Annotated in this window: 30 protein-coding genes, 2 tRNA genes and 2 pseudogenes; 9 read left to right on the forward strand and 25 right to left on the reverse strand. The window is 65.5% G+C overall.

Features of this window, described 5'->3' with window-relative positions:
* Positions 1-69: 69 nt before the first annotated feature.
* From ACZ5WG_RS12325 to ACZ5WG_RS12335, 3 genes are all read right to left on the reverse strand, one after another.
* Positions 70-687: an ATP-dependent Clp protease proteolytic subunit gene (locus ACZ5WG_RS12325; protein ID WP_030297268.1), complete on the reverse strand. Its 618-nt coding sequence runs from the start codon at positions 685-687 to the stop codon at positions 70-72.
* A 322-nt stretch (positions 688-1009) separates the two neighbouring features.
* A complete protein-coding gene (tig, locus tag ACZ5WG_RS12330) occupies positions 1010-2413 on the reverse strand; it encodes a trigger factor (RefSeq protein WP_468722590.1) in 1404 nt (467 codons plus the stop codon).
* Positions 2414-2576: 163 nt separating this feature from the next.
* Positions 2577-2653: transfer RNA gene (locus ACZ5WG_RS12335), tRNA-Pro, on the reverse strand.
* 169 nt (positions 2654-2822) lie between these two features.
* Between ACZ5WG_RS12335 and ACZ5WG_RS12340 the strand changes: the two genes are divergently transcribed.
* Positions 2823-2893: transfer RNA gene (locus tag ACZ5WG_RS12340), tRNA-Gly, on the forward strand.
* 69 nt (positions 2894-2962) lie between these two features.
* Here the strand turns inward: ACZ5WG_RS12340 and ACZ5WG_RS12345 are convergent.
* From ACZ5WG_RS12345 to ACZ5WG_RS12390, 10 genes are all read right to left on the reverse strand, one after another.
* The gene (locus ACZ5WG_RS12345) at positions 2963-4126 is read right to left on the reverse strand and encodes a tyrosine-type recombinase/integrase (RefSeq protein WP_468722592.1); all 1164 of its coding nucleotides are present in this window, start codon (positions 4124-4126) and stop codon (positions 2963-2965) included.
* Entirely contained in the window at positions 4126-4329 is a 204-nt protein-coding gene (locus tag ACZ5WG_RS12350; protein ID WP_468722593.1) for an excisionase family DNA-binding protein, read from the reverse strand. Before ACZ5WG_RS12350 ends, ACZ5WG_RS12345 begins: the two co-directional genes overlap by 1 nt.
* Complete coding sequence (gene repSA, locus ACZ5WG_RS12355; RefSeq protein ID WP_468722595.1) at positions 4322-5686, reverse strand: replication initiator protein RepSA; 1365 nt, start codon at positions 5684-5686, stop codon at positions 4322-4324. Before repSA ends, ACZ5WG_RS12350 begins: the two co-directional genes overlap by 8 nt.
* Before the next feature lie 90 nt (positions 5687-5776).
* A complete protein-coding gene (locus tag ACZ5WG_RS12360; RefSeq protein WP_468722597.1) occupies positions 5777-6109 on the reverse strand; it encodes a SpdD-like protein in 333 nt (110 codons plus the stop codon).
* 22 nt (positions 6110-6131) lie between these two features.
* Entirely contained in the window at positions 6132-6290 is a 159-nt protein-coding gene (locus ACZ5WG_RS12365) for a hypothetical protein (RefSeq protein ID WP_107048169.1), read from the reverse strand.
* 18 nt (positions 6291-6308) lie between these two features.
* Positions 6309-6500 (reverse strand): mobile element transfer protein, encoded by a 192-nt coding sequence (locus ACZ5WG_RS12370; RefSeq protein ID WP_468722599.1) that lies wholly within the window; start codon positions 6498-6500, stop codon positions 6309-6311.
* Between the two features lie 12 nt (positions 6501-6512).
* Complete coding sequence (locus ACZ5WG_RS12375; protein ID WP_468722601.1) at positions 6513-7154, reverse strand: DUF2637 domain-containing protein; 642 nt, start codon at positions 7152-7154, stop codon at positions 6513-6515.
* A gap of 77 nt (positions 7155-7231) precedes the next feature.
* Positions 7232-8572: an FtsK/SpoIIIE domain-containing protein gene (locus ACZ5WG_RS12380; RefSeq protein ID WP_468722602.1), complete on the reverse strand. Its 1341-nt coding sequence runs from the start codon at positions 8570-8572 to the stop codon at positions 7232-7234.
* A gap of 2 nt (positions 8573-8574) precedes the next feature.
* Positions 8575-8931 (reverse strand): SCO3933 family regulatory protein, encoded by a 357-nt coding sequence (locus ACZ5WG_RS12385; protein WP_133898058.1) that lies wholly within the window; start codon positions 8929-8931, stop codon positions 8575-8577.
* Between the two features lie 139 nt (positions 8932-9070).
* Complete coding sequence (locus tag ACZ5WG_RS12390; RefSeq protein ID WP_468722604.1) at positions 9071-9850, reverse strand: GntR family transcriptional regulator; 780 nt, start codon at positions 9848-9850, stop codon at positions 9071-9073.
* An 18-nt stretch (positions 9851-9868) separates the two neighbouring features.
* Here ACZ5WG_RS12390 and ACZ5WG_RS12395 point away from each other — a divergent pair, with 18 nt between their 5' ends.
* The 4 genes from ACZ5WG_RS12395 to ACZ5WG_RS12410 all read left to right on the forward strand — a co-directional run bounded on the left by ACZ5WG_RS12395 (position 9869) and on the right by ACZ5WG_RS12410 (position 13816).
* Complete coding sequence (locus ACZ5WG_RS12395; protein WP_468722605.1) at positions 9869-10336, forward strand: NUDIX hydrolase; 468 nt, start codon at positions 9869-9871, stop codon at positions 10334-10336.
* A gap of 28 nt (positions 10337-10364) precedes the next feature.
* Complete coding sequence (locus tag ACZ5WG_RS12400; RefSeq protein WP_468722607.1) at positions 10365-10571, forward strand: e9imm peptide; 207 nt, start codon at positions 10365-10367, stop codon at positions 10569-10571.
* A 736-nt stretch (positions 10572-11307) separates the two neighbouring features.
* On the forward strand, positions 11308-11460 hold the full coding sequence (locus ACZ5WG_RS12405) for a hypothetical protein (protein ID WP_468722609.1): 153 nt from the start codon (positions 11308-11310) through the stop codon (positions 11458-11460).
* Positions 11444-13816 (forward strand): coiled-coil domain-containing protein, encoded by a 2373-nt coding sequence (locus ACZ5WG_RS12410; RefSeq protein WP_468722611.1) that lies wholly within the window; start codon positions 11444-11446, stop codon positions 13814-13816. The genes ACZ5WG_RS12405 and ACZ5WG_RS12410 overlap by 17 nt, the downstream gene beginning before the upstream one ends.
* Positions 13817-14839: 1023 nt before the next feature.
* Here the strand turns inward: ACZ5WG_RS12410 and ACZ5WG_RS12415 are convergent.
* The 7 genes and pseudogenes from ACZ5WG_RS12415 to ACZ5WG_RS12445 form a co-directional block, all read right to left on the reverse strand.
* Positions 14840-15682, reverse strand: a complete 843-nt coding sequence (locus ACZ5WG_RS12415; RefSeq protein WP_468723068.1) for a hypothetical protein — start codon at positions 15680-15682, stop codon at positions 14840-14842.
* A 204-nt stretch (positions 15683-15886) separates the two neighbouring features.
* Positions 15887-16210, reverse strand: a pseudogene (locus ACZ5WG_RS12420) (DNA methyltransferase); the annotation flags it as partial.
* A 44-nt stretch (positions 16211-16254) separates the two neighbouring features.
* Positions 16255-17577, reverse strand: a complete 1323-nt coding sequence (locus ACZ5WG_RS12425) for a serine/threonine-protein kinase (protein WP_468722613.1) — start codon at positions 17575-17577, stop codon at positions 16255-16257.
* 573 nt (positions 17578-18150) lie between these two features.
* Positions 18151-18477: a hypothetical protein gene (locus ACZ5WG_RS12430; protein ID WP_468722614.1), complete on the reverse strand. Its 327-nt coding sequence runs from the start codon at positions 18475-18477 to the stop codon at positions 18151-18153.
* Entirely contained in the window at positions 18474-19190 is a 717-nt protein-coding gene (locus tag ACZ5WG_RS12435; RefSeq protein WP_468722616.1) for a GntR family transcriptional regulator, read from the reverse strand. Before ACZ5WG_RS12435 ends, ACZ5WG_RS12430 begins: the two co-directional genes overlap by 4 nt.
* Positions 19187-19462, reverse strand: coding sequence for a hypothetical protein (locus ACZ5WG_RS12440; RefSeq protein ID WP_468722618.1), 276 nt, complete (start codon positions 19460-19462; stop codon positions 19187-19189). Before ACZ5WG_RS12440 ends, ACZ5WG_RS12435 begins: the two co-directional genes overlap by 4 nt.
* A 194-nt stretch (positions 19463-19656) precedes the next feature.
* Positions 19657-19935 (reverse strand): hypothetical protein, encoded by a 279-nt coding sequence (locus tag ACZ5WG_RS12445; protein WP_468722620.1) that lies wholly within the window; start codon positions 19933-19935, stop codon positions 19657-19659.
* A gap of 77 nt (positions 19936-20012) precedes the next feature.
* Here ACZ5WG_RS12445 and ACZ5WG_RS12450 point away from each other — a divergent pair, with 77 nt between their 5' ends.
* Together ACZ5WG_RS12450 and ACZ5WG_RS12455 are read left to right on the forward strand one after the other, a co-directional pair.
* Entirely contained in the window at positions 20013-20768 is a 756-nt protein-coding gene (locus ACZ5WG_RS12450; RefSeq protein ID WP_468722622.1) for a GntR family transcriptional regulator, read from the forward strand.
* A gap of 84 nt (positions 20769-20852) precedes the next feature.
* Complete coding sequence (locus ACZ5WG_RS12455; RefSeq protein WP_468722624.1) at positions 20853-21068, forward strand: hypothetical protein; 216 nt, start codon at positions 20853-20855, stop codon at positions 21066-21068.
* A 17-nt stretch (positions 21069-21085) separates the two neighbouring features.
* Here the strand turns inward: ACZ5WG_RS12455 and ACZ5WG_RS12460 are convergent, their stop codons facing one another.
* Positions 21086-21442 carry a hypothetical protein gene (locus ACZ5WG_RS12460; RefSeq protein WP_468722626.1) on the reverse strand — a complete coding sequence of 119 codons (357 nt, stop codon included), beginning with the start codon at positions 21440-21442 and terminating at the stop codon, positions 21086-21088.
* 70 nt (positions 21443-21512) lie between these two features.
* On the opposite strand from ACZ5WG_RS12460, the gene ACZ5WG_RS12465 reads away from it, so the two are divergent.
* Positions 21513-21713, forward strand: a complete 201-nt coding sequence (locus tag ACZ5WG_RS12465) for a dehydrogenase (RefSeq protein WP_468722628.1) — start codon at positions 21513-21515, stop codon at positions 21711-21713.
* 613 nt (positions 21714-22326) lie between these two features.
* On the opposite strand, the gene ACZ5WG_RS12470 is transcribed toward ACZ5WG_RS12465, so the two are convergent.
* From ACZ5WG_RS12470 to ACZ5WG_RS12480, 3 genes and pseudogenes are all read right to left on the reverse strand, one after another.
* Positions 22327-22527, reverse strand: coding sequence for an excisionase family DNA-binding protein (locus tag ACZ5WG_RS12470; protein WP_468722630.1), 201 nt, complete (start codon positions 22525-22527; stop codon positions 22327-22329).
* Positions 22520-22677: pseudogene (locus ACZ5WG_RS12475) on the reverse strand (replication initiation protein); the annotation flags it as partial. The pseudogene ACZ5WG_RS12475 and the gene ACZ5WG_RS12470, both read right to left, overlap by 8 nt.
* 664 nt (positions 22678-23341) lie before the next feature.
* Positions 23342-23617 carry a hypothetical protein gene (locus ACZ5WG_RS12480; RefSeq protein WP_468722632.1) on the reverse strand — a complete coding sequence of 92 codons (276 nt, stop codon included), beginning with the start codon at positions 23615-23617 and terminating at the stop codon, positions 23342-23344.
* A gap of 292 nt (positions 23618-23909) precedes the next feature.
* Between ACZ5WG_RS12480 and ACZ5WG_RS12485 the strand changes: the two genes are divergently transcribed.
* Positions 23910-24419, forward strand: a complete 510-nt coding sequence (locus ACZ5WG_RS12485; protein ID WP_468722634.1) for a DUF4231 domain-containing protein — start codon at positions 23910-23912, stop codon at positions 24417-24419.
* A 60-nt stretch (positions 24420-24479) separates the two neighbouring features.
* On the opposite strand, the gene ACZ5WG_RS12490 is transcribed toward ACZ5WG_RS12485, so the two are convergent.
* Positions 24480-24674, reverse strand: coding sequence for a hypothetical protein (locus ACZ5WG_RS12490; protein ID WP_030297273.1), 195 nt, complete (start codon positions 24672-24674; stop codon positions 24480-24482).
* Positions 24675-24848: the final 174 nt, after the last annotated feature.

Consider the following 24848-nt stretch of genomic DNA (forward strand, 5'->3'; position numbering starts at 1 on the left):
GGCTGGGGCTTGCCGGGTGCGGGCGGGCGTACGGGGCCTCGTACGAGGTCCCGCGCGCCGGGGCCGGGATCAGGCCCCGGTGCCGCCGCCGCCCGGGACCAGCGACGCGGCGGAGATGATCTCGTCGATGAGGCCGTACTCCTTGGCCTCCTCCGCGGTGAACCAGCGGTCGCGGTCGCCGTCGCGGATGATCGCCTCCACGGTCTGGCCGGAGTGGTGGGCGGTGATCTCGGCCATGCGCTGCTTGGTGCGCAGCAGGTACTGGGCCTGGATCTTGATGTCCGAGGCGGTGCCACCGATGCCGGCGGAACCCTGGTGCATCAGGATGTCGGTGTTCGGGAGCGCGAAGCGCTTGCCCTGGGCGCCGCCGGTGAGCAGGAACTGGCCCATGGAGGCCGCCATGCCCATGCCGATGGTGACGACGTCGTTCGGGATGTACTGCATGGTGTCGTAGACCGCCATGCCTGCCGTCACCGAGCCGCCCGGGCTGTTGATGTACAGGTAGATGTCCTTCTCCGGCTCGGCGGCCAGGAGGAGGAGCTGCGCCGTGATCTTGTTGGCGATGTCGTCGTCGACCTGCTGGCCGAGGAAGATGATGCGCTCGCCGAGCAGCCGGTTGTAGACATGGTCGCCGAGGCCGCCACCGATGGACGGCTCACCCGCGGCGTAAGGCTTCAGATTCGTCACGTATCCACCTGCTCGTCTCCGACGGCCACATGCCGTCTCAGCGTCTCGTTCTGGGGCGCGGACCGGTCGGGGCGGCGGTGGCCGCCGCTTCCGGGTACTCCCGTGCCCTCGTATTCATGGACCCTAACGCGCAGGTCGGACAACGCCATCCCGCTTCCCGAACTGTTCGCTCGGAGCGCAAGGTCCGTGGGCCCTTCGGGGGCCGGGCGGAGGCCCTGTGGACAGCGCGGTGCACGGAGTGTGCGAAGGGCCCGTACACGGCTGCGTACGGGCCCTTCGGGGTGCTGCTCAGCGGGCGCCGCGCGGGGCGGCGCCCAGGGTGTTACTTGGCCTCGTCGGCCTGCGCCTCGGCGGCGTCGGCGTCACCGTCGACGACGGCCTCGACGGTCTCGGCGGCAGCCTCGACCTCGTCCTCCTCGTCGGAGAGGTCGACGACCTCACCGTTGGTGTCGACGACCTTGGCGGCCTCGACGACGACCGCGAGGGCCTTGCCGCGGGCGACCTCGCCGACGAGCATCGGCACCTGGCCACCCTCGACGACGGCCTGGGCGAACTGGTCGGGGGACATGCCGGAGGAAGCCGCACGGCGCATGAGGTGCTCGGTGAGCTCCTCCTGGTCGACGCCCAGCTTCTCCTTGTTGACGAGCGCGTCCAGGACGAACTGGGTCTTGATGCCCTTGATCGCCTGGTCCTTGGTCTCGGCGTCGAACTCCTCGACCGTCTTGCCCTGGAACTCCAGGTACTTCTCGATGGTCAGGCCCATCTGGCCGAGCTGGTGGTGCTCCAGGTTGTGCTTGCGGGTGTTGACCTCGTCCTCGAGCAGCTTCTCGGGGATCGGCACCTCGACGAGCTCCAGCAGCTTCTCCAGGACGCGCTCCTGGGCCTGCGTGGCCTGGTCGTACTGCTTCATGTTCTCGAGGCGCTTGCGACTGTCCGCCTTGAGGTCCTCGAGCGTGTCGAACTCGCTCGCCATCTGCGCGAACTCGTCGTCCAGCTCCGGGAGCTCCTTGGCCGAGACCTTGGTGACCTTGACGGTGACCTCGGCGTCCTTGCCCTCGGCGGAGCCGCCCTTCAGCTGGGAGGTGAAGGTGGCCTCGCCACCGGCCTCCAGGCCCTTGACGGCGTCGTCGATGCCGTCGAGGAGCTCGCCCGAGCCGATGGTGTAGGAGACGTCGGAGGCGACGCCGTCCGGCAGCACCTCGCCGTCGACCTTGGCCTCGAGGTCGATGGTGACGACGTCGCCGTCCTCGGCCGCGCGCTCGACGTCCTTGGTGGACGCGAAGCGGCCGCGCAGCTGCTCGACCGACTTCTCGATGTCCTCGTCGGAGACCTCGACCGCGTCGACCTCGACCTCGATGCCGGAGTAGTCCGGGATCTCGATCTCGGGGCGGACGTCGACCTCGGCGGTGAAGGCCAGCAGCTCGCCGTCCTTCAGCTCCGTGATGTCGACCTCAGGCTGGCCCAGCGGGTTCAGGTCGGCCTCGTTGACGGCCTCGGTGTAGAACTTCGGGAGGGCGTCGTTGACGGCCTCCTCCAGCACCGCACCGCGACCGAAGCGCTGGTCGATGACCCGGGCGGGGATCTTGCCCTTGCGGAAGCCCTTCACCGTGACCTGCTGGTTGATCTTCTTGTACGCCGCGTCGAGGCTGTCCTTGAGCTCCTCGAAGGGCACCTCAACAGTGAGCCGAACCCGAGTCGGGTTCAGGGTCTCCACGGCGCTCTTCACGGTTCGGTCTCCTTGTGGCTGACTGCTTGGGGTTCTGCGTCCGCGCTGCGATTCAGCGGTTCGGCGGATTCGGCCCGGTACATCAGACACACGGGCACGCAGCTTGCATAGTAACCGCAAGCGGCAATCAGCCCACAACGCGATCTTGTGATGGCGATGCTGGTGGTCGGGGTGGCCGGATTCGAACCGACGACCTTCCGCTCCCAAAGCGGACGCGCTACCAAGCTGCGCCACACCCCGTCGGTGCGACACGTAGGGTACATGCCCGGAGACCCTCTGATGCGCGGGGTTTAAAGCGAACGTTTCCGGACGCCGCACCGCGGGCGCGTAATGCGGTGTGCACTCCCCCGGCCCGACCCGCTAGGATGCTGTCCGTGCCGCGGTCCCCCGGACCTGCGGCGCACGTGTTGCGGGCGTAGCTCAATGGTAGAGCCCTAGTCTTCCAAACTAGCTACGCGGGTTCGATTCCCGTCGCCCGCTCTGAAGCACGAAGGGCCAGGTCAGAGGACGTTTCCTCCGCCTGGCCCTTCGTCGTTCCGGGGCCCCCGATCAGCTCGGCGTGCCCCCTGCGTGCCCCTTGCGCTGTGGATCTTCCTTCGTGTCCTTGGCGGCCTTACGCCCTTTCTTCACGAGCCCGCTCAGCGCGTCGGCGATCAGCCGGTCCCGGTCGGCACTGGCGTGCTGATAGATCAGCGCGGCGCGGGCGGTGCTGTGGCCCATGCGCGTCATCAACTCCCGCGTGCTGGCCCCTGTTGACGCGGCGAGCGTGTTGCCCGTGTGCCGAAGATCATGGAAATGCAGCCCCTTGATCCCCGCCTCACGGCAAGCCTTCTGCCACAGCCGATTGAAGTGGTTGCGGCGCGGCGTCGCCCCTTTGGCCCCGATGAAGACGCGCCCGTCGGCGCCGGCCTCGGCGTACCGCTTCAGGTGCTCGTTGATGTCCGGGAGGATCACGCCGGGGATGGAAACCGTCCTCTTGCCGGCGGCGCTCTTCGGTGCCTTGATCTCCCGCTGCCCGTTGCCCAGCTCGGCGACAGCCCGCCGCACGCGGACGGTGCCGTGCTCCACATCGATGTCCCGCCGATGCAGCCCGATCAACTCGCCCCAGCGCAGTCCGAGGAATCCCGCCATGAGCACGAGGGCCCGAAAGCGCGGCTGAACCGCATCGGCCAGGTCGTAGACCTCCTTCACCGTCGCAGTCGGCCGCTCAGGGGTGTGAACGCTGCTGGCTCCCTTGACCTGACAGGGGTTCCGCCGGATCAGCTCGTCGGACACGGCAGTCCCCAGGATGGCCCGGAGGAGGGCGTAGGCCTTGGCCACGGTGGTGGGGCCGGTGCCGGCGGCAAGCTTGTCGGCACGCCAGCTCCGTACGAGGGGCGGCGAGATCTCCGCCAGGTTGACGGCGCCGAGGACCGGCTCCAGGTGGTGCTTGAGGAGCGAGCCGTAGAGCTGCCGCGTGGTACTGGTCAGCTCGCGCTCCTTGATCCACGCGACGGCGTACGGTCCGAAGGCGACCTTCCCGGCGTCCGGATCCTGCCAGTCGCCCCGGCGCATCTCGGTCTGCTTGTCGGCGAGCCAGTCGTCAGCGTCCCTCTTCGTACGGAACGTCTCGGGCGCGGGACGGAGCTGTCCGTCCGGGCCGAGGTACCGGGCCTGGTACCGGCCGGAAGGCAGCTTGCGGACCCGGCCGAACTGGCGGCGCTTCCCGGCCATCAGGCAGCCACCCCCAGACGGCGACGACGCGGCTCGACGGTGTTCGCGGTGATGAATGCCTGGACGGCGCTCTCAGGGATCCGAACGTGCCGCCCGACCTTCACGTAGGTGATCCGCCGCTCCTCGACCAGTCTCCGAGGGAACCTCGCGGTGGTCCCGAGGAGCTCGGCGACCTGGACGACGGACAGGTACCGCTCATTCATGCTGCTCCCCCTTCAGGGCTTCGCGGGCGGTCTCCCGGTTGAGCTGGATGTCGCGGGCGATGGTGGCGGCGAGGACCGACTCCCCCGGGCTGTGCCCGTGGCCGGCGTACTGCCATGAGGTGAGGACGAGCACCGTGTCCGGCTCGAAGTCGTCCAGGCCGCGCGCCTCTCGTTCCTGGGCGGCGCGGTAGTCGGCGCGGGTCTGGCGTAAGGCCCCGAGGGTGGTCGAGTAGGAGCGCGACTTCGTGGAGAAGTGGCCGCGGAAGCCGAGCATGTGCGACCAGGCGGCGAGGCGCCGGTCCGGGTAGAGCGGGTCGAGGTCGAGGCAAGCCGAGATCAGCCGGGCAGTGTGGTCCGGCACGTCGAGGAGCACCAGGGCTTCGCGATTCCCGACGCGCCTATCGAGCGTCCCGGTGTTCTCGGCCGCCTTGGTCGCGTACTTGGCGACGTACGAGGCCACAGCCTGCTCGGTGATGTCGGAGCCGTTCCCGAACGCCTTGATCGGCCGGACGTCGAGCTGCGTACCCCAACGGAAGGTCCGGGCGGGCTGTTCTCCGGCCGCCGGCACGCTGACAGAGGTGTACGAGTGAGCGACAGCGGCACGGATCGAGGCAGTCAGCAGTTCCGTCGTAGCCCAAGCAGGCGGCGGGCTGTCCGGCCCGCCGGGACCGTCGATCCGCACGACGGCGTGGAAGTGGATCGCCCCGCGCTTCTGGAACTCGGCGACCTTCCCGTAGGAGAGCCGGGCCACCTCCTTGAGCTCCCGTTGGGTCAGCCCGGCGTAGGCGGCGATCGCGCGTCGCAGTCGGGTGGTGAAGCGCTGCCAGAGCTGACCGGCGTGGTTGTTGAAGAGGACGGCGCCCGCGTAGTCGTACGTGTCCGGATCGAGCGCGGTACCGAGCTCGGCGTCGTCCTCCTGGTGGAGCTTGCCGCAGCGGCAGGAACGGCCGGCGGGGCGGTTGTGGACCGGGCCGAAGGAAGGCGCGGTGAGGGTGGCGAAGACCCGGGGGTGTTCGCGGACGGTGGCGGGGATGTCCCGGCGGTCGTCCCCCGCGAGCCCGGCCCGGATCAGGTGGTACGTGTCTCCGGCGTAGGTCCAGGCGCAGGCCGGGCAGCGGGAGGCGCGGCGGTTGCCGCAGGCGATCCGCAGTCGGCCGCCGGGCTCGTTCTGAGTGGAGTACCGGTGCAGGGTCTCGCCGGAGGTCTTGTCCTTGGAGACGGTCCAGCCGGTGATGTGGATCGGGTCGGAGCAGCCCCCCGTACGGCGGATCTGGTCCTCCCAGCGGGCGTAGTCGGGTGCCGCGGCCACCTTCAGCATTTCGCCGAGGAGGCCCGGGGCGGGGTGGGGCCGGGACATGATGGAGCTTCCTTCCGGATCTTTTGGTTCGGGCAGGAGCACGGCGCCGGGACGGCGGAGACTTGGCGGTTGAGGCCGTCCCGGGGCCGGTCAGCGGTGGTGCTGGCCGTTGAGCAGCGAACGCAGGACGACGGCGCAGACGGCGACCGAGGCGCCGGTGATGGCGACAGCCAGGAGCATCGAGACCAGGACCGCGCCGACGACGAGGACAAGGCCCGCTCCCCCGGCGACTGCGGCAACGAGGCCAGCCGGAGTGAGGCGGACGGCGGGCAGCTGCACACGAGACGTCGGCTGAACCGGGGCGTGGTGGCAGTCGCAGGCAGGAGCCGTACCCGTGTGGGGTTCAACGGCGGTGGTCGGCTGGTCGAGCGGGATGACGAGGCCGGTCGGGAGCGGGTTGACCGGGATCTTGGGCCGGATCATGTGGTTCTCCTTCCGGGGCGGGTTACTTGTTGATCGCGGTGTCGATGGCCGGGGCGAGGAAGCTGTCCGCGAGGAGGAAGCCGCCGAGGAGGATCACGGCGACGAGCCACAGCGGCGGGCGGATGAGCTTGTAGCCGAGAACACCGACGACGATCAGGGCGAGCCAGAGCGGAACATCCACGGCGGTGTGTCCTTCAGGTCAGTTGATGCGGCAGCGGTGAGAGCGGGCGGCGAGCTGGGCGGCGGCGGTGCTGGCGTAGTCGGCGGACCAGCCGCAGCCATCGGCGGTGCACACGGCGGCGTGCTTGGTGCGGCCGCGGTTGTCGCGGTAGGTGCCGATCTGGACCGGGCCGATCTTCATGAGCGAGTGGAACGAGTTCCGTACGGGCATCGAGGTCTCCCCTCAGACGAGCTGGACGGCGATGGCCTCGGCCATCGGGAGCGGGACGCCGAGCCGGGCGCGCAGGGTCTCGGTGTCGATCTCCGAGCCGGTGCGGGTGCGGTGATCGGCGGCAAGCTTCTGGGCGTGAGCGACGAGGGCCGGCGGAGCGGTGACGGCAGGCGCCTCCTGATCCGGCGCGGGCAGTACCGGAGCAGGTTCGGACTCGACGGGCGGTTCCCGCTCAAGCACGGGACCAGGCGCGAAAGCCGGTTCAGGCGCGGCGGACTGGGCTGCATGCGGGTGGACGAGCAAGGTCCCGCCAAGGAAGGCCAGCGCCGGCCATCCGGCGACGAGGATCCGGAGCCAGTCCGGGACGTGGGCCAGGTCGAGGAGTCCGGCGGTGGCGACGTTCGCACCCAGCGACGCGGCCAGGGCGACGGTGAACCAGGTCCACGCGGGCCCGGTCGACTCCCCCGCGTCTCGGAGGCTGCGCAGCCGACGCCAGGCGGCGACGAGGAGCAAATCCACGCTGACCGGGTAGGCCCAGGCTTTCCATCCGTCCTGGCCGGCCGCTTCGGCGAGGTCATGCAGGTGAGCGAAGGACAAGGCCCCCGCGATGACGGCTTGGACGAGGACGGCGTCCGGGCGGACGAGGCGGGCCATGTGCTCCACCTCCTTTCAGGCATGGGTCGGGTAAGGACTTGGCGTGAGAGGCCACGCCGACCGAGTGGGGTGATCGCCTACGGCAGGACGATGCCGCTGAGGACGCGGGCAGGCAGCACCGGGCGGAAGGGATCCAGCTCCGAGATCTGCGGCGTGCGGTACGCGTGGGCGTTGCAGACGTCCACGGCCTGACGGAGCGTGGTGTGCGGCGTACGGATGCGCGTCCAGCCGCCGGAGGAGTCGCCGACAACGGCGGTGCCGGGCCGGTCCTTGTCGATCTGGATGGCGGCGAGCACGGCCTCGGAGGAGATGTCGCCGAAGGCCATGTTGGCCGAGGTTTCGTCATTGACGCGGTGGGCGGTGCGGCCGGTGAGCTGGGCGCGAAGCATGGTGATGCCCTTGCCGAGTTCGGAGCCGAAACGCTGGCCGCAGATCTCCAGGTGGATGCCGGCGGCGCGACCGAGCTGGGAAAGCCGTACGAGGTGAGTGACGATCTGGTCCCTCCGGACCTCCTCCTTCTTGTTCGCGGCGAGGGCCAGCTCAGCGACCTCATCCACGAGCAGCACGACAGGGGTCGGGCGCAGGTGTTCGGGCAGGTCCCAGATGTCGGCGGTGATGTCCGCGTCCGGCAGATCGGCGCTGACCCGCTGTTCTGCACGTATGACCTGGTAGACGCGGTCCATGTACTGGACGAGTGCGGCGAGCAGGTCAGCAGCCGTATCGGCGTTGTCGGCCAAAGCCGTGAACCGCCTCGCAAGGGGCGCAAGTTCGACGCCGTTCTTGCAGTCGATCCCAACCAGAGCGACGTCACACGGCGCAAGACCGGCGACCAAGTTGCGCTGGTACACAGACTTCCCGGACTTGGTAGCACCTACGTTCAGCGCGTGCGGGACCGACCGATAGTCGCGATGGTGCACAGCCCCGTCCTCCCGCAGAGCAACAGGAACCCGAAGTACTCCAGAAGCCGGATCAGAAGCAGGCATCCGAACCTCCCGCAGGACGTCGTAGCCGGTCATCCGCAGCTCGACGACTCCGGAGCGGATCTCCTGCGCAGTGACGGCGTGGAGGACGAAGGAGTGCCGGAGGCGATCCGAGGCGGCCGAGAAGTCGAACGCGTCCTGACCGGACCGAATCTTGAGGCGGAGCACCAGGCCGGTGCGGGTGGGGCGGATCCACAGGATCCGGGGCGACCGGGATTCCGGCGCGGGACGGTCAGTCAGCCTGGCCAACGCCAGGCGCCAGCGCGAGGGCGGGACAGTCAGCCCGCAGGCATCCATCACTGACCGGTAGCGGGCCAAGACGCGGACCGCGGCGCAGGTGACCCCGAAGGTCACCCAGTACCAGCCCGGACGGTACCGCCGCAGGACGAGCGCGACGGCGACGATCAGCAGCGGCAGGACGACCCATAAGACGTCCATGATCAGGCGGCCTTCGGCGTGGAGGTGGCCTGGACGAGCGAGGTCACGGCGACGGCGCGGAAGCTGATGCCGTGCCGCTTCTGGCCGTTGAACTCGTTCTCCCAAGGGCGGGCGACGAGCCCGGTCAGCCCTACCGGCGTGCCCATCACGAGCTCTCCGGTGATGCCGGTCTCGGGGACCGTGACGGAGAGGACCTCGGCATCACCATAGGCGGCGAAGAGCACGTCCACGGTCATCATGCGGACGCCGGTCTCGGGGTCGGTGGCGATCTCACCGGTACGGCGGTCCTTGACCTTGGCGGCCGGCGGCTGGGCCACCATCACCATGGCGGCGGAGGTGTCGACGGGGATCTGACGCACAGAAGATCACTCCTCTATAGGGGCAGGACTCCTTCACTCATGTACATGAGTGACATGAAGAAGAGTGCCCGACTCCTATACATGAGTCAACCCGCTGCGGAAGAAAACTCGCAGCGGGCTGTGGGGAGTTGAGGAACCGTCAGTCGCGCGCCGGGATCCGGTACTCGAAAACGAACTGGTCAGCGGCCATGAGGGTGTCGCAGACCTCCACCACGCGACCCGCCTCCGTCACCGCATCTCGCACCAGGTGCACGACAGGCGCGCCAGGGCTCAGCGCCAGCTCGGACGTCTCAGCCTTAGAGGCCGGCCGAGCCTGCAAGGTCTCCACGAACTCTGCGAAGACGTACCCGTGTTCCTCCAGCCGCGCGTAAATCCCACCGCCACCAGGATTCTCGGCGAACAGCTCAGGGATGTCCTTCACGACGTCCCACGGCAGGTACGAGGTCGCGGTCTCCACCGGCGTCCCGTTCCGGAAGTACAGCCGCCGTCGGGCGAGCACCTGAGTGCCGGTCTCAACCCCAAGCCGTCCGGCAATCTCCTCCGGGGCCTCCATGGGCCCGATGAACAGCACGCTCACCTTGGCCTCGGCGCCGGACTGCGCGGACTCGGCAAGGTAGGCCGCTCGCCCCTCCTGCCGATGAGTACGCCGAAACCGATCAGACGACCGGTGCCGTACTGGCGGCCGGGCCTTAACAATCGACCCCTTGCCGTGCCTGGTCTCCACGAGCCCACTCGCCCGCACCTCGACCATGGCCTTACGAATGGTCCCGCCGGAGACGCCATACCGATCCACGAGCTCAGACTCACTCGGCACCATGTCGCCGGCGCCCAGCACCCCGGCCCGGATCTGCTGAACGATCTCGTCGGCGATCTGGACGTACCTCGGGGCGGCCTTGCCGCCTCCCACTGCGGTTCCCATAGTCCTTCTCTTCCTCCTATGCTCCTATACATGAGTACGGGTTCCCCGCAGCACAAGTCAACGCCACTGCATTCCGTGTCCGTGGCCGGGGCCGTGCTGCGCGAGGACGGCCGACTCCTAGCGATCCGCCGAGCGGACAACGGCACTTGGGAGCTCCCGGGCGGAGTCCTCGAACTGACCGAGTCCCCAGAGGCCGGCGTCCGCCGCGAGGTCCTAGAGGAAACAGGCATCGACGTCGAAGTCAACGACCTCACCGGCGTCTACAAGAACACCACCAGAGGCATCGTCGCCCTGGTCTTCCGCTGCAAGCCCTCCGGCGGCACGGAACGCACCTCCAACGAGTCGACCGCAGTCGCATGGCTCACCCCAGAAGAGGTAGCGGACCGCATGTCTGAGGTCTACGCGATTCGCCTCCTGGACGCCTTGGACGACACAGGCCCCCACGTCCGCAGCCACGACGGCAAGCACCTCGTTGCCGCTCGCTGACGGCCCAGTCATGACCCCTCAGCGAAGCATGACCCGCGACGAGGCCATCCTCTTGGTCCAGCAACTCCTGACCGGCGACGGCGCCGAGCCAGAGACAGGCGCGATCATCGCTGCTCTCCAACGCGACTTGGCCTGCCCTCACATCAGCGACTACATCTACTGGGACTTCGACCCCGCACTGAGTGCTGAGAAGGTCGTAGACCGCGCCATGGCGTACAAGCCCATCGCGCTCTGATCTCAGGCCAGCGCGGTAAGAGTTTCCCTACTTCATCAAGGCACCCGCCGCGCATGGCGCGGCGCGTGCGGCCCGTCGCCCGGGCCTGCGCTCCTGTCTCCGCCCCGCTCCAGCCCGGCCGCCAGCCGCACGCCTACGGCTCGGGTTGATGGGGTATGGCGCCCAGGTCGAGAGGGCCAGAGGCTGTCCATTCCGGCCCGACACGGTTCAAGCGGGCGTTCAGACGCGGCAACCGTCACATGGCATGCGTGGCCGGGAGCACTGCCGACTGCGGCCGAGACGAGGTACTAAAAGACGGCCAGCGGCGGGGAGGGGTGGTCTCTTGCGCAAGGCCGGCCGACTGCCGGGCCTGAGTCGGGCTGGGCGCCGTACCCCCGCCGTCACGAATGACGGGTGCGTGAGGCGAACGCACCACCGGGCGTGGGTGGGCGGGGAGCAGCTGCTGCCGCGATGTGGCGTAGGCCGGTGTGGTCGCTCCGCGTCGGTACCGGTCTCGTTGTGGCTGATGAGCGTGTCGTCTCAAAAGCCTTGCCAAGCTGTCGGCCATGGCACCGGACAAAGCCGCTGCACCGACTCTCGACGTGCGGCGGCATCCTCCCTCGAAGGACGGGAAGTTGGCATCATTCACGCACCTTGGGACGCAACTATCAGTAGGCTACGTTCGATCATCATGTGGCACGACCTTCAACCCGCGGGGGGACCAAGGGTGAACGTACGCACTAACAGATTTCTGAACGTGATGGAAGATATCCAGGCAGCTTCCGAGAGAGACGAGCAGGGAGAAAGCCCACTTCGCCTCGATCTGACTGTCCTGCGATTGCTCACCGCCGACACCTTCGATCGAGAAATCACCTTGGAAGGACTGATGGTCGATGCAGATCTCGATTGAGGCTCAGCTTCGCAGAGGCTTGCGAATCATCAGTGAAATCCCAGACATCCCCCTCTGTCGCATCGAGGGATATAACGGGATTGGCAAGACCAGCGCTATCAAACTATTGCAGCTCTGCTGCGGAGAGCAGCCATTCGAAGGCCACGATTCTGCGTGGCGAACATTCCGCGAGCAGCTAATCAGCGCACGCGTGCGCGTTTCCAATTTGCACGACACCGATGATATCGAATGGGAGTTGAGTACAAATAAATGGCCCACAACTCCCGAATTGCCCGGAGCTGATTTCGCGACGGTTAGAATCGGAGGGCGTCCGGCCAAGATCAAGGACCTCCGAGATATCCTGGAAGTACACCACGTGCGGGCGGATGAGACGCTCGAGGACATGCTGATCCAATACTCCGAGTCGTCCCGGAACACCATCAATGGCTGGCTCTCCTCTCACGGGACTACCCGAAGTGAATGTGTTGATCAAGAGCTGAAGTCGATCCAGGATGCGATCCTCGCTTGCTCGCCCTCTCAACTACCCGTTGACGTTCAAGCAGCAGCCGATTCACACGAAATCGCGCAAGCAGCCCGCGAAAATGCACGGAAAGCGCGAACCCGCGTCGAGCTTCTTGAATCAGCGGTGCAAGTTCTGGAAAAAATCGAGCAAGTCCGTGGGCGTGGCTCCGAAATGGATGCCAAGCTAGAGAAACTCAAAGAACAGATCGAGAACCTAGCAACCCTCAAGGGTGAACTTGACATAAAAATCACCCAAGCAAGCGAGAGGCAGCAGCTCGACACCCAGGCTGAAAAGGAATTCAGTCTGGCCCAGAAGCAGTTCCTCCGACAGGAAGGTAATTTCCAGGAAGCCCAGAGCAAGCTGGAGGAAGAATGCGCAAGAGCATTCATCGGATCCGACCGAGAAGCAGTCGAGCAAGCGCGGCGTTCCACCGGAAAGAAACTTAGCGAACTAGTTGCACTACAACCACAGGTACACGCCACCCCTCTACTCGTCGAGCTTCTCGGTGAGCTTATCCGCCCGCTGGAGCGAGCTGAGGTAGATGAACTCGGCGATAAATCTCTAGTAAGCGGCGACCTCAACCGCGCAGGCTACACCGTGAGTGAACTCAAAGAGGCCCTGAGTCTCCGCTTGTCTGAACTAGAGAGCCAGAGTCCCGATGAGGAAGCAGAACAGCTAGCCTCGAACATCGAAATAGCTCGTCTGAGGCTGAGTTCAATCTCCGAAATCGAAACTCTGCTGAGTAAATACGAAGAGGCCGAGAGGAATCGTGAGCGAGCCAAGCAGCGACTGCGGGCAGCTGCCGCTGGTCTGCCTCCAACCACAGCAAAGACGCTCAACGAGCTACTCACGGAGCGCAACCGACTAGACGAAGAGGCGACTTCTACTCAGCTCCAGCACACACGATTGCATCAAGCTCGCGAGCTGCTTGGTGGCGGTCAGACCGAAGACGCCCTCGCCGCAGAACTCGTCCAGCTGTCAGCCGCAATCGGTGTAGAAGCATCGCGCGTGCATGGCCGGCTAAAGGAGGAGGCACTCGAACTTGAGGACCTAACACGACGTCACAACCTGGCCAGCCAGCAAGCCGCTAGGGCTCGCCGTGTTGCAGATGAGCGGACCGCTCAGCTCACCCAAGTCGTAGCTGACCTCTCGACGCAGGCCAACTTCTCGTGGCTACACAAAACCGTTCCGGCACTTAGAGAGCTCCCGGGCAAAAGCTTGCTGGATCAGGCGCAAGTTTTGACCGAAGTACTTCAGGCCGTCGAAGCGGCGCGGAATCGCCTTACCAGCACTGTGCGGGCCGTGCAGGGCATCTCAGGGGCACTAGGAAATGTCGTTAACCTTCTCAAATCAGGTGACGCCGTGACAGGTACATGGAATGACCCCGTTCGCGCCTGGCTCAGCGAAGAAGTCCGGCGCTGGTTTGATAATGATCAAGTAAGGCAGGCCCTTTTCGGCGGCGGAAAGGATGTAAAGCTGGATCCGCTGGCCATGACTGTCTCGTGGACGGATACTGACGATGCGGCCTTTACGCGCCCCTTGACAGCATTCTCCAGTGGTCAACAGGCTTTCGCCTTTACTCGTGCACGTGTGGCGCAGCTCGACAGAGAAACGCACGGCGCCGCCAACAGGTTGATCGCTCTGGATGAGTTCGGCTCGGTCATTGACAGCGAGAAGATGTCTCACCTGGCATCTTTCCTGGACCAGCGACGGGAAAAAAGGCCGCACGACCAAGTAGTCGTGATCCTGCCACTGCGGGAAGAATTCCTTCACTCTGCTACAAGTCAGTCTGCCCAAAGGCACAGAGAAAGCCTGCGAGGCAGTGGCTACTTCGCAGAGCCTCTTCGCCCATAAATTGGTTCCTGGAAAAGGTGACGCAATGAGTCGGAGCGTTTTCGGTGTACCGACAGTTCTGACGGGGTCCGAACTGAAGGAACTGATCGCTGACCTTAGTGAGCTATGGGAGCTGACCTATGGGGCGCCTCCCGGCAGCGTCGAAAGCGATCTGCATGATTGCCGCAAATTCTTCGACCCGTTGGTCCGTGGATATACGCTCAGAGATCGCCTCGCCCAACTTCCCAAAACTCCTCAACGCCTGACCTCACGGCTGCGCAGAATCGGCGACCCTCTCATCACCGATGCCGGCGACCAAAGGTTGCTGGTTGGGGTGGAGGGTCGCCTGCTGCTCGAGGCTCTCAGGATTAACGAGGTCATCGATGACCACACCGTGATCCGCTCAGATGAAGTCTCTAGAATCCACTCTAGGGCCCTTGAGATCTACCGAGAATGGTGCACAGGTCGACTGGTTCAAGTGGTGCAGCTACGCACCGGAGCTGGCAAGGAAGTACTGCAAGCAACGTCCGTCGGGCTAGTAATCGCCATTCTCGTGAATCGATCAACGGCGCCGGAGCGAGCGATCGTCGACCGCGGTGACAGTCGAGAGGGAGAGGTCACTAACTCGGCTGTCCATCTGGGAGCTATTCGGTTCGCGGAAAGAATTACCTCAGGCAGGAAGAAATCGCCAGGCGAGCAAAAGCTACGCGGCGGGTACATCATCAGCGAAGCACGAAGGCGCCTTGCGCACCGCTTGGTGGTGAAGGAAGGCGCCTCCACGTCCGAAAGCCTAGTTTACATCCCAGAAGAATTTGTGAACGAGGTAGTAGATTTTCTAGGTAGCGATCTCTCGCGCCGCCCCAGCCTTTCGGACTCAACTCTGAGATCGGGTTTGGACGACTTGGTTAGCGCCTATAGGTCTGTAGCTAATGATCTCGCTAGTCAATCGCTAGTCCACGAACGTCCGGCTGATACATCTCAACTCGTGGAGATGGTTATGTCTTCCTTCGGAAGACATCAGAAGGATAGGTCGAGGTCCAATTCTTAACGACGGCGGAATAGCAGTGAGCGTTCAGACAGTTCGATATTGTGACGCATGCTATTGCCCGACCAACGCTGGCCACGGCGTCGAAGTGTCACGTCCTTCTCCAGGGAGAAGCCAAGCTGTTCTGCCAGCTGACCAATAATGTGGGGCGTATCTACATAGATCCCATAGGGAGCACTGTCCCCCACAAGCCAAATGCAAGGCGCACCTTCCTCCAGCGCTGAAGAGAGGTTTTCAAGAACCTGCGCTATTGCGGAAAAATAGGCAGGGATTACCCGGTCGTATTCCTTACCGCGACTCCTGCCGATCCGCTCCTCCGTCAGACTGTTCGTCAGATTTGAAATCGAATCGGACACATCGCCGAATTTCCGAAGGTAGCTTTCAGCCTGCTCCGCGGAACCAACGCTACTCTGCTGCGTCGTAGCGGTAATCATGTCTTTCCTGACCGACCCGCACATCTCCGACCAGCTTGAAGCGTACCCCCAGAAGTAGATCTCTAGGCGTGTCGCATCAGCATAGTCGAAGTTATTCAGGTAGGGCGGTGAAGATACGCAACCTTGGGCATTACCCGCTCCCACGCGCCAGGACTCGGGATTTCGAGAATCACCGCTGACGGCGCGGGAGCTATGCGAAACAGAGTCTGCATATTGTGCCAAGTCCTCGGCGATCCACGCCACACGCTGGGTGAATCTGACCAAAGGGTCGGCAAACTTGGGCTTCCTCTGTTCCGAGGGCCTCTGATAAGGCCAGCCGACCTTGACGGATGCCACGTCTCTCAACGTCGCCAACAAAGCCCATTTCAAATAAAGCTCAAACGATTCCGAAGAGATTCCTTTGATCAAGTCCCTCAAGGTAACAAGGGCTGCTAGTACCGGACCCTCGAATGACCTCTGAACCAGGTCCGTCTCGCTCGCTACCAATTCCTCAATGAAACCCGAACCGGAAGCGCAAGCAGCACGTGTCTTGGTGGTGAGCTCATCGGCGAGTGCAGTGAGGCCGCTAAGACCCTGTGGTGTGGGCCTCAACTTGAGGTCCGCTAGTTCAGCGATCAACGGATGTGCTTCGATTCCGAAGAACGTCAGACCTGCGTTTCTGCAGCTAGTGCCGGTTACACCCGATCCCGCAAAGGGGTCCACAATTAGCGATCCGGGCGCCAGGTCGAGCTCTCGTAGCAGGAGGGTCGCGTAGTCAGATGCAAAGCCCGCAGGGTACCGGAACCACCGATCGAAGGGTGCTCGTACGCTGGTTCCGTGACTGCGGCCCCTGCCTGACCCAGGTTCGGACAAAGTGACGGCTCCTGACGAGTACTTGGCGATCGGGGACGTGTCATGGCTACGGGTCTTCGGCGTGGTCACGGTCCATTGCACCATGGAGGCGGGCGTCACCGCCGCGGTGATGGCTTCAACTCTGCTGCCTACCTGCTCAGGACGGCCGCGAGTAGCGCACTCCGGGGGCGCCAAGACCCCGACTGTTTGTAGTAGTTACAGAGTTCAGGCCTAGGCGCAAGGACCCGGTTCATGACCGTAGCTGCAGGCCCCTCAAGGTCAGTCAGCCACTCAATAGTCCGAGCATGCTGACCGGCATGGCCAGCGTGCTGATCCGCGAGGAAGTAAGGGAGGGCCACATCTTCGGCGTAACCCAGTTCATCAGCTCCGACGAGTGTGGACAGGACCGTGAGTACGAAGCCTAGCGGCGCCTCGACATATCCCGGATCCCGATCACCCCAGCTGTTCATTGAATGTGCTGCCATGCGCTCGGCCAACTCCGCAGCCTGCCCCGGAACTGCAGCCACCCAAGGTCGGAGCCATCTCGTAGTGACCATTGCCAGGTGATCGAGAAACACTCCCGAATCATCAGGAAAAGCGCTTGCGAGATTCGCAAGAGCCTGCATGTCCTGATAGCGGCCCAGCATCAACTCAGATAGCAGCTTCGCCGCTCTCAGGTTGGCAGGTTGGTCTCTTCCATCGAAAACTTGCTGGAGTAGATCTCGGAGCTCCATCATGGAGCCGGGCCGATCGCTAGGAGTAGGCTCGGTGCACGCCTTAATGAACATACGCCAATGCTGATAGCGCCCCTCCGGGAGGTTCCGAACACCGGGGGTTGGCCATCTACCATCGAAGAACCACTCCGCGACTCTTCCCATGCTGTAGACGTCTGCGGCCGGCGTGGCATTCATAGCATTAGTGAGAAGTTCCGGGGCGCTGAATCCTGGAGTACCCAGCCCTTCACCCACTCGAGTCAAGGGAGGCGAGGTACTGGTCAACGGCCTCCTGACCAAGCCCCAATCTGCCACGACCCAGCGTATGCTTCGAGACTCGGTAGCGGTCAGCGCAAGAATGTTGTTCGGTGATATGTCGCGATGCAATAGCTCGCTATCATGTGCCACGCCAAGCGCGTCTGAGATATTTAGAAGTATCGAGGCCAACGATTCCTCGTCAAGATCAGCCCGCATCTCAGTCAAGTTCCCGCTGGCGCGCGGCATGGTGTACCAGAGATACCCAGGATCGAATTCCAAGATGGGCATGATATTCGGGTGGGCCAGTTCATGCTGAGCCTTAATTTCCCGACGAATCCGGTCTCGGGCATTTTGATCGATCTTCGCCCGTTTAAGCGCTACCTGTGCGCCGTCTTCGCGCCGAGTGGCAGCCATAACCTCCGCGTACCCGCCTCGTCCAAGCGGCCGGGCCTCCATCCTGTAGAGAGTCTTAGGGTCCACGCTCGGCTGCTCCTCTACCATGCGGACGAGAGTAATCGGTGTCGACGCTACGAGGGTGCGATTCTCCTGACCTCCACCTCCCTTATCAGGGCAGAGCCAAGGCGCCGCCCTCAAGTAGCCGCTAGTGCGACCGCGGCAGGCTCGCGCCCCAAGTCCCACCGCGAGCCGAGGAGATGGACTCGGCGATGCAACAACCGCGTTCAACACCCTGGGTGACGAGGCCCGTTCCTGAGCTTCATGCACGCTGGGCCCAGGCCCGATCGGCCTCCATGGACCGGGCGTCGTTGGAGCCACGCAGCGCAACACATGTTCTTCATTCGTTCGCTTCCGGTGCTGCCTGCGTGGGCCGCCGCCAAACCCCAGCCGTTGGATCGCCTGCGCGTGGACACGTACGTGTGGCGGTGCCGGCCAAGCGCGATGCCGCCGACACTCGCGGTCTATCTGCGGGACGGCCAGACCCTGAGCAAGATTGGGGGGAGCGCTCTGATCTGCGGAAACGCGCGAGACGCACGGGGCCTCCGGAGCCGTGTGCGCCAAGCAAGAGCGGCCCCTGACCGAGTCTGGGGCCGCTTCGTCGTCTCGTACGAGCGCTTGCTAACCGAAGTGCGGTGGCAGTCCTTCGTGAGCGGGATGGGCTGGGGACGTGAGGCGGTGGCCTCGGCTGATGGCTACTCGGAGCGTGTCGCGGAGGGCGCTGGAAAGGTCTGTTGCAAGGAGGCGGAGTTCCTCCGGGTCCGAGGCCGTGTCGGTGAGGACTTCGGCGGCGTGGGCCAGGAGCTCGGCTCCCAGGCCGAGTTGGGTCTCTTCGGTGTGGTCGGCCAGGAGGGATAGGTAGCCAGCAGTGTCGTCGGTGCTCAGGTAGCAGGGCTTGTCGTCGGGGCCCGTCCAGGGGAGGAGGCGCAGGCCATTGCTCGGCGTCATTCCGGCGGGGTCCCCTCGTCGATCATGAGGCAGGTGGTGAAGAGGGCGTCCGCTCTGTCGCCGGGGAGGACTATGAGAGCTGCCTCGACCACGCGGCCGGCGGTGTCGGTCGCCACGCGGGTAAGTGAGAGGACCGGCAGGGACGTGCTGATCCGGAGGGCCGTTGACTCCTCTTGGGTGGGGAGGCGGGCGCCGAGTCGCTCTTGGATTTCGGACAGCGGTGGGCGGAGGTCTGCCAAGCGCGCTCGCATCTGCTCGGGCGAGGGACAGTCGGTTGGCGCCAGGTCTCGGGGGACGTAGATGCGGGCCAGGCTGTGAGGCGCCTTCTCGTCGTGGGTCATGTAGAGGAGCTCGGTCAGCGGGCTGAGAGGTGGGACATTCAGGAGGGCGGGCAGGTCGCCGTGCGCTTCGAGGTTCGTGGTGCGGACGGTTGCTCGTAGGGGTGGGATTGGTGACGTGCCGACGCCGCCGACGTACGTGATCTTGCGGAGGGGGCGGCGGACGAAGTTGCCGCTGCCGTGGATCTTTTCCACCAGGCCCTCGCCTTGGAGGAGCGCGAGGGCGCTGCGGAGGGTTGGCGTGCTGACCGTGTAGCGGGTGGCGAGTTGGGCCTCGGAGGGGAGGCGCTCGCCGGCCTTGAAGTGGCCCGTTGAGATCTGGTGGCGGAGGTCTTCGGCGATGGCATGGCGGCGGGAAGGCATCTGCCGGGTCACCACTTTCTCATCACTCGGAGGGCGATGAGTCGGCTCCTTGCGTGCATCGTGAGTGCCTCGCCCGTCTCAAAGAGCAGCCGCTTGGCGCCGGCGCGGAGTTGGATGAGGTCGGTCACGCGGCACGGTTGGCCGCCGATCTGGATGACGTCGCCTCGCTGGACGCTGTCCGAGGTGATCTCGACGGGCGTGGCGAGCGCGCCGGTGGGGGCCCTCACCGGTTCGCCTGCCGTGGTTCCGACGGTTCGTTCGGGGTGTGGCAGGAGCAGGCGCACGCCTCGTAGATCACGGGGACGCCGACGGGCGCCGTGGCCGGGGACGACTGGGCGCATTCGGAGTGGGTGCCGATCGCGCACGAGGTCGACCGGTAGGTAAGCCTCGCGTGTGTGGCATAGGAGAGTGCGGGGAGGTGCGGCCCACTGGTGTGGGCGTTGGTGGGACCCGTACGGTTGTGCACGCTGATCAGCTCCTATCGCTGACGGCCAGGTCCCCGGACATCGCCCGTCGCGGGGACCGCTTTGTTTACGGCGGCCCAGAGGGTGCGGCCGGTCAAGCTGCTGGCGACGAGTCCGAATCGGTCGGCCTCCGCCACCACTTCCAAGACCTGTCGCCACGATTCGGCAGGCAGCGCCTCCGGCACCTCCGCTCCGATCGACGTGTACGTGGCGTGCAGCTCCACGCGCGTGGCCAGCCCGAGGGCCGACAACTGGGAGGCGAGATCCTTGGCCCTTGCTTCTGAAGCGGGCACACAGGCCTCCGTCGCCGATTGATCACGTTGAGTGAAGCTAGTTAACTAGATTAGAGCTAGTGGACTAGATTTTCCACATGCCTGAGCAGCCGCCTTATCTCCGCATCGCCGACGTCCTGCGGCAGCGGATCGCGGAGCACGTGTGGATGGCCGGAGATCGGTTGCCGTCCCGTGCCCAGATCGCCGAGGAGTGCGGGGTCGGCGAGAACGTGGTCCGTCGAGCGCAGGAGCTCCTGATCTCCCAGGGTGTGCTGGAGGGGCGTGCGGGGTCCGGGACGTACGTGGCCGAGCCGCGGCAGCGTGTGCGCGTGGTTCGTTCCTCGGCCAGGGAGCAGCCGGACGGCTCACCGTTCCGGGCGGACATGCGGGCGCTGGGCAAGCAGGGGAACTGGGAGAGCCGGACCGAGGCGAAGGTGCCGGCCCCGGCGGAGATCGCGGCGCGGCTTGGTATCGCCGAGGGTGACCTGTGCGTGCGTACGGTCTACGAGTTCCTTGCTGATGGCCGGCCGGTGCAGTTGTCGACGAGTTGGGAGCCGTACGAGCTGACCGGCGGCACGCTCGTCGTGTTGCCGGAGGGCGGGCCGCATGCGGGGGTCGGCGTCGTGAATCGGATGGCCGAGATCGGGATCACGGTCAGCCACGCCGTAGAGCAGCCGGAGCCGCGGCAGGCGACTGCCGAGGAAGCGTCCCTCCTCGGGATCCAGAAGGCCGCTCTGGTCACGCACATCCGGCGGACGTACTACAGCGACCAGGGGCGTCCCGTGGAAACGGCGGACATCGTCATCCCCGCCGCGCTGTGCGAGGTCGTCTACGAGATCCCTGTCGGCCGCTAGAGCGGCTGGCGGAGAACGGAGGGGATCGCCTTGGACGCGGAGCGAGAGGCTCGCATAGCGGAGGTAGCCGCGAGAGCGCGGCCCGTGTGTGCGGAGAAGCACGACGGCGAGGCTCTGCAGGAGTTCTTGGAGGTGCTCGGCTGTGACGGCGTGGACGCGGTCATGGTGACCAGACAGGTGGTCGGATGCAGTCTCGGCGAGGCTCAGGAGATGTTTCTCACCGCGCCCTGCCGGGCCACCGAGCTCGCCTTCCACAACGCGTTCATGGAAGCCCTTGAGCGGTCTCAGGGCGACGTCTGACCCCTCCGGTCCACTCCTTACTCGGGTGGGGCCCCGTCCGGCCTTCGTACGCCAGCACAGGCGATCAGGTCGCCACCGTCCTCCGTGAGGAAGAACGTGTAAATCCATGACCTGTCGCAGGCTTTGATCTGCCCGATGCGGATGGGCTGAGCGCGCTCACGGAGCAGTTCTACCGCTCGTTCCCATCCCAGGGTCTCGGCGCCCTTCCGCTGCATGCACCGATGCCGGATCGCGAAGGTGCCTGCATGGCCGTCCGAAAGCCTCGCCCCGGCATCCCATACGTCGTAATCGGCACCGGCGGTGAGGGCCGCCAGAGCAGCCTTGGTTGCCGCGTCGTCGCCGGCGAGCAGCCGCATCAGCTCATGACGTTCCATGGTCAGCCCTCCTCCGCCGGAATCCTGCTGGATCGCGGCAAGGCGCCGCAACGCCGTTAGGGTCCTCGGCATGACCAGCAACGCGCCTGCCTGCCCGGAGTGCAGCCAAGTCATGAACTTCGGCGGATTCGTGCTCTGTCGCCGGGAGGACGACGGCGAACGGGTCTGCCGGTCGCTGTGGAAGTGCCCCGCTCGGCATGTCTGGTGGCACTGGGCCGACCGGCCGGACGAGGCGTTGGAAGCGTGCCCGATGCCGGAGATGTTCCGCTGACATCTGTGTCTGCACGCGTGCCCTTCGTGTGCCCGATCAGACGGCGAGTGGTGGGGAACCACGGTCATCTGTGGTGGGTGCTCGGCTCGGGTGCAGGTCAGGGGCTTGGCTGGTGGCAGGGAAGGTGCGTACGCGATCTTCCAAACTAGCTACGCGGGTTCGATTCCCGTCGCCCGCTCTGAAGCACGAAGGGCCAGGTCAGAGGATGTTCCTCCGCCTGGCCCTTCGTCGTTCCCGGGGAGATCAACACGGCACGGGCGGTGCTGTGACCCATCCGCGCCATCAACTCCCGCGTGCTCGCGCCGGTTGACGCGGCCAGGGCGTTCCCCGTGTGCCGCAGATCATGAAGATGCAGCCCCTTGATGCCTCAGGTGCTGCCGGATCTCCGGAACGATCACCCGGGAATGGAGCCGGTCCGCTCCCCAGCCGCACTCTTGGGCGCCTTGATCTCCCGCTGCCCGTTCCCGAGCTCGGCGACGGCGCGGCGGAGCCAGCTTGCCGGCCCGCCGACGCCGTACGAGTGGCGGCTGCCCGCCGGGCCTCACGTACCGCGCCTGGTATCCACCGGAGGGAAGCTTCCGCACTCGCCCGAACGGACGTCGCTTTCCAGCCATCAGGCTGCCACCAGCCCACGCCGACGGGGCTCGACGGTGTTGGCGGCGATGAACGCGCGCACGGCGCTCTCGGGGATCCGAACCTGCCGCCCGACCTTCACGTAGGCGATCCACCACTTCTCGATCAGCCGTCGAGGAAACCGCACGGTGGCCCCGAGCAGCGCGGCGACCTGGACGACGGACCGGTATCGCTCATGCATGCCGCTCCCTCTTCAGGGCTTCGCGGGCGGTCTCCCGGTTGAGCTGGATGTCGCGGGCGATGGTGGCGGCGAGAACCGACTCCCCCGGGCTGGCCCGTGGCCGGTGTACTGCCATGAGGCGAGGACGAATACGGTGTCCGGCTCCATGTCGAGGCCGCGGGCTTCCCGGTTCCTCGTGGGGCCTCCTGCCAGAGCCGCCTCCGGCGGGGGCGCTCAGGCTCCGGGATCGAGGGGGCCAGTTCTGCGACTGCCGGTCGGATGTGGTGCCCGACCCAGGTCACGCGAAGCGCGCCGCAAACGCATTGACACCAGGACTTGAACACGTTCAAGATGATGTCCGCCGCTTCCTTGAGGCGTCGCCTCCTGTTCCGCCTACTACCCGGTCGAGGTCAACACCGCTGACCGGCTGACGGGCGCGTGGTCGGACTGGAGCGGGGCGACAGTTGAGTTCAAGGACGACGGCACGTTCACAGCCAAGGGCTTGGACAAGGAGGACGTCGTCGGCTGGGGGTGCTCCGGGTTCGCCGACCGGCAGCATGGAACCTGGTCTCCCTCCCCCGGAGCGTACGGCGAGGTCACCTTCGACGGCGTGGACTGCGAGCACATGAAACTGGCCTTCTACGGCTCCCCGGATTCCTTCGTCGCCTGCTTCACCCGGGACGTGACTTCCGGGGGGTGCACGCACGAATTCAGCCGGGAGAAAGACCGATCCGGGTCCCGGCCGCGAACCGGCCCCTGACTGGGTCCGGGGCCGCTCCGTGGTTTCTTGGCAGGTCAGTCAGTTGACTGCGGCCGCAGCGCAGGCGGCATGGGCTCAGTGTTGGAGCACGGTGCAGTTGACGGTGGTGCCATCGGCCGTCTTGACGACGTACTTGCTTCCGCTGAGACCGCCGAGGTCGAACCTTCCCGACTTGTCGATGGGGACGGAACCCGAGGTGGATCCGGAGTAGGTCACCGTCGTGCCGCCGGGGAATCCCTGACCCCACAGGTGGTACTTGCCGGCCGAATCCGTTTCGACTTTGCACGTGGCGGCGGTGGTCGAGGCGTGTGCGGCGACGGCGGGTCCCAGCGCGAGAGCGGGGGCCGCCAAGAGCGCGAGTACTGCAAGACGACGTGTCCGGTTCATCATTCAACCTGCCTTGGACGCGGAACGGTGCGGCTGGTGGGGCGTGACGGCTCCGAATACCCGCGGCAGTGGTCGCACGGGACGCCGAGGGGAGAGTCTTGCTCCGTTACGCCGTGCTCATATCGACCCGCATGGACGCGTGAGGTCGATGGCCTTTTTCATCCTATCGTCCGGTTTGCCGCATGGCATCTCGCGGGCTGCCCGCGGCTGTTCCTCGCCCTTGACGGGGGTGAGGGGAGGTTGTGTACTCCCCTGCATGCCAGGGGAGGGCGGGAGCCGGGGTGCCGCGGCGCGGGAGTACGTCGAGACGCGGCTGTGTCAGTACCAGGAGTGGTACGACCGCAAGGCCGTGCGGAGCAAGGCCGTGCATTTACGGATGCGGACCCTGTCGGTCGTCGGCGGGGCGCTCGTGCCCGTGCTGGTCAACCTCGACATGCCGTTCTCCCGGATCACCGCCACCGTGCTGAGCCTGCTCGTGGTCGTCTCCGTGTCGCTCGAGAGCGTGTACAGGTACCGCGAGCAGTGGAAGAACTACCGCTCGACCGAGCAGCTGCTGGGGCACGAGCGGATCTACTTCGAGACCGGGGTCGGTCCGTACGCCGGGCTGTCCGGGGCCGATGCGTTCACGACACTCGTCTCCCGGGTGGAAAAGGCGATCGCCAACGAGAATTCGGCCACCCTCAACGTCATGACCCTGGGCGGCCAGGTGAGTTCCGACCTGGAGTACCGGCTCGGCGTTCCGGGGGCCCGGCGGGCGGCGGAGTAGGCCGGCGGGTACGCGAGAGAGCCGGTCCCCGGGCGGACGGGACCGGCGTCGACTGCCGTTCTAGAGCTTGATTCCCGCGATCGTGTCGGCGAGGGAGTTGAGGAAGCGGTTGACGTCCGGGGCGATGGAGCTGGACGCGAGGAAGAAGCCGAAGAGGACCGCGACGATCGCGGGGCCGGCCTTGATGTGGTTCCCGCGGACGAGCACCACCAGGATGACCGCCAACAGAACCACCACTGACAGCGAAATGGCCACTACTGATCACACCTTCGGTCGTCCCCTGGTCGGCCCGGGGCGCACGGCCGCGCGCGCCCCCACATGGACCATCCTCCCACCAACGGGCCCCGGCTATCCGCCCCGTGGCGAATCGGCGTCGGCGCTTTCCCGCCAACCGCCCGTGCACCGGGCATATTTCGGGCGCGGGGCCGG

It is taken from the genome of Streptomyces sp. NPDC032745, assembly GCF_055579465.1.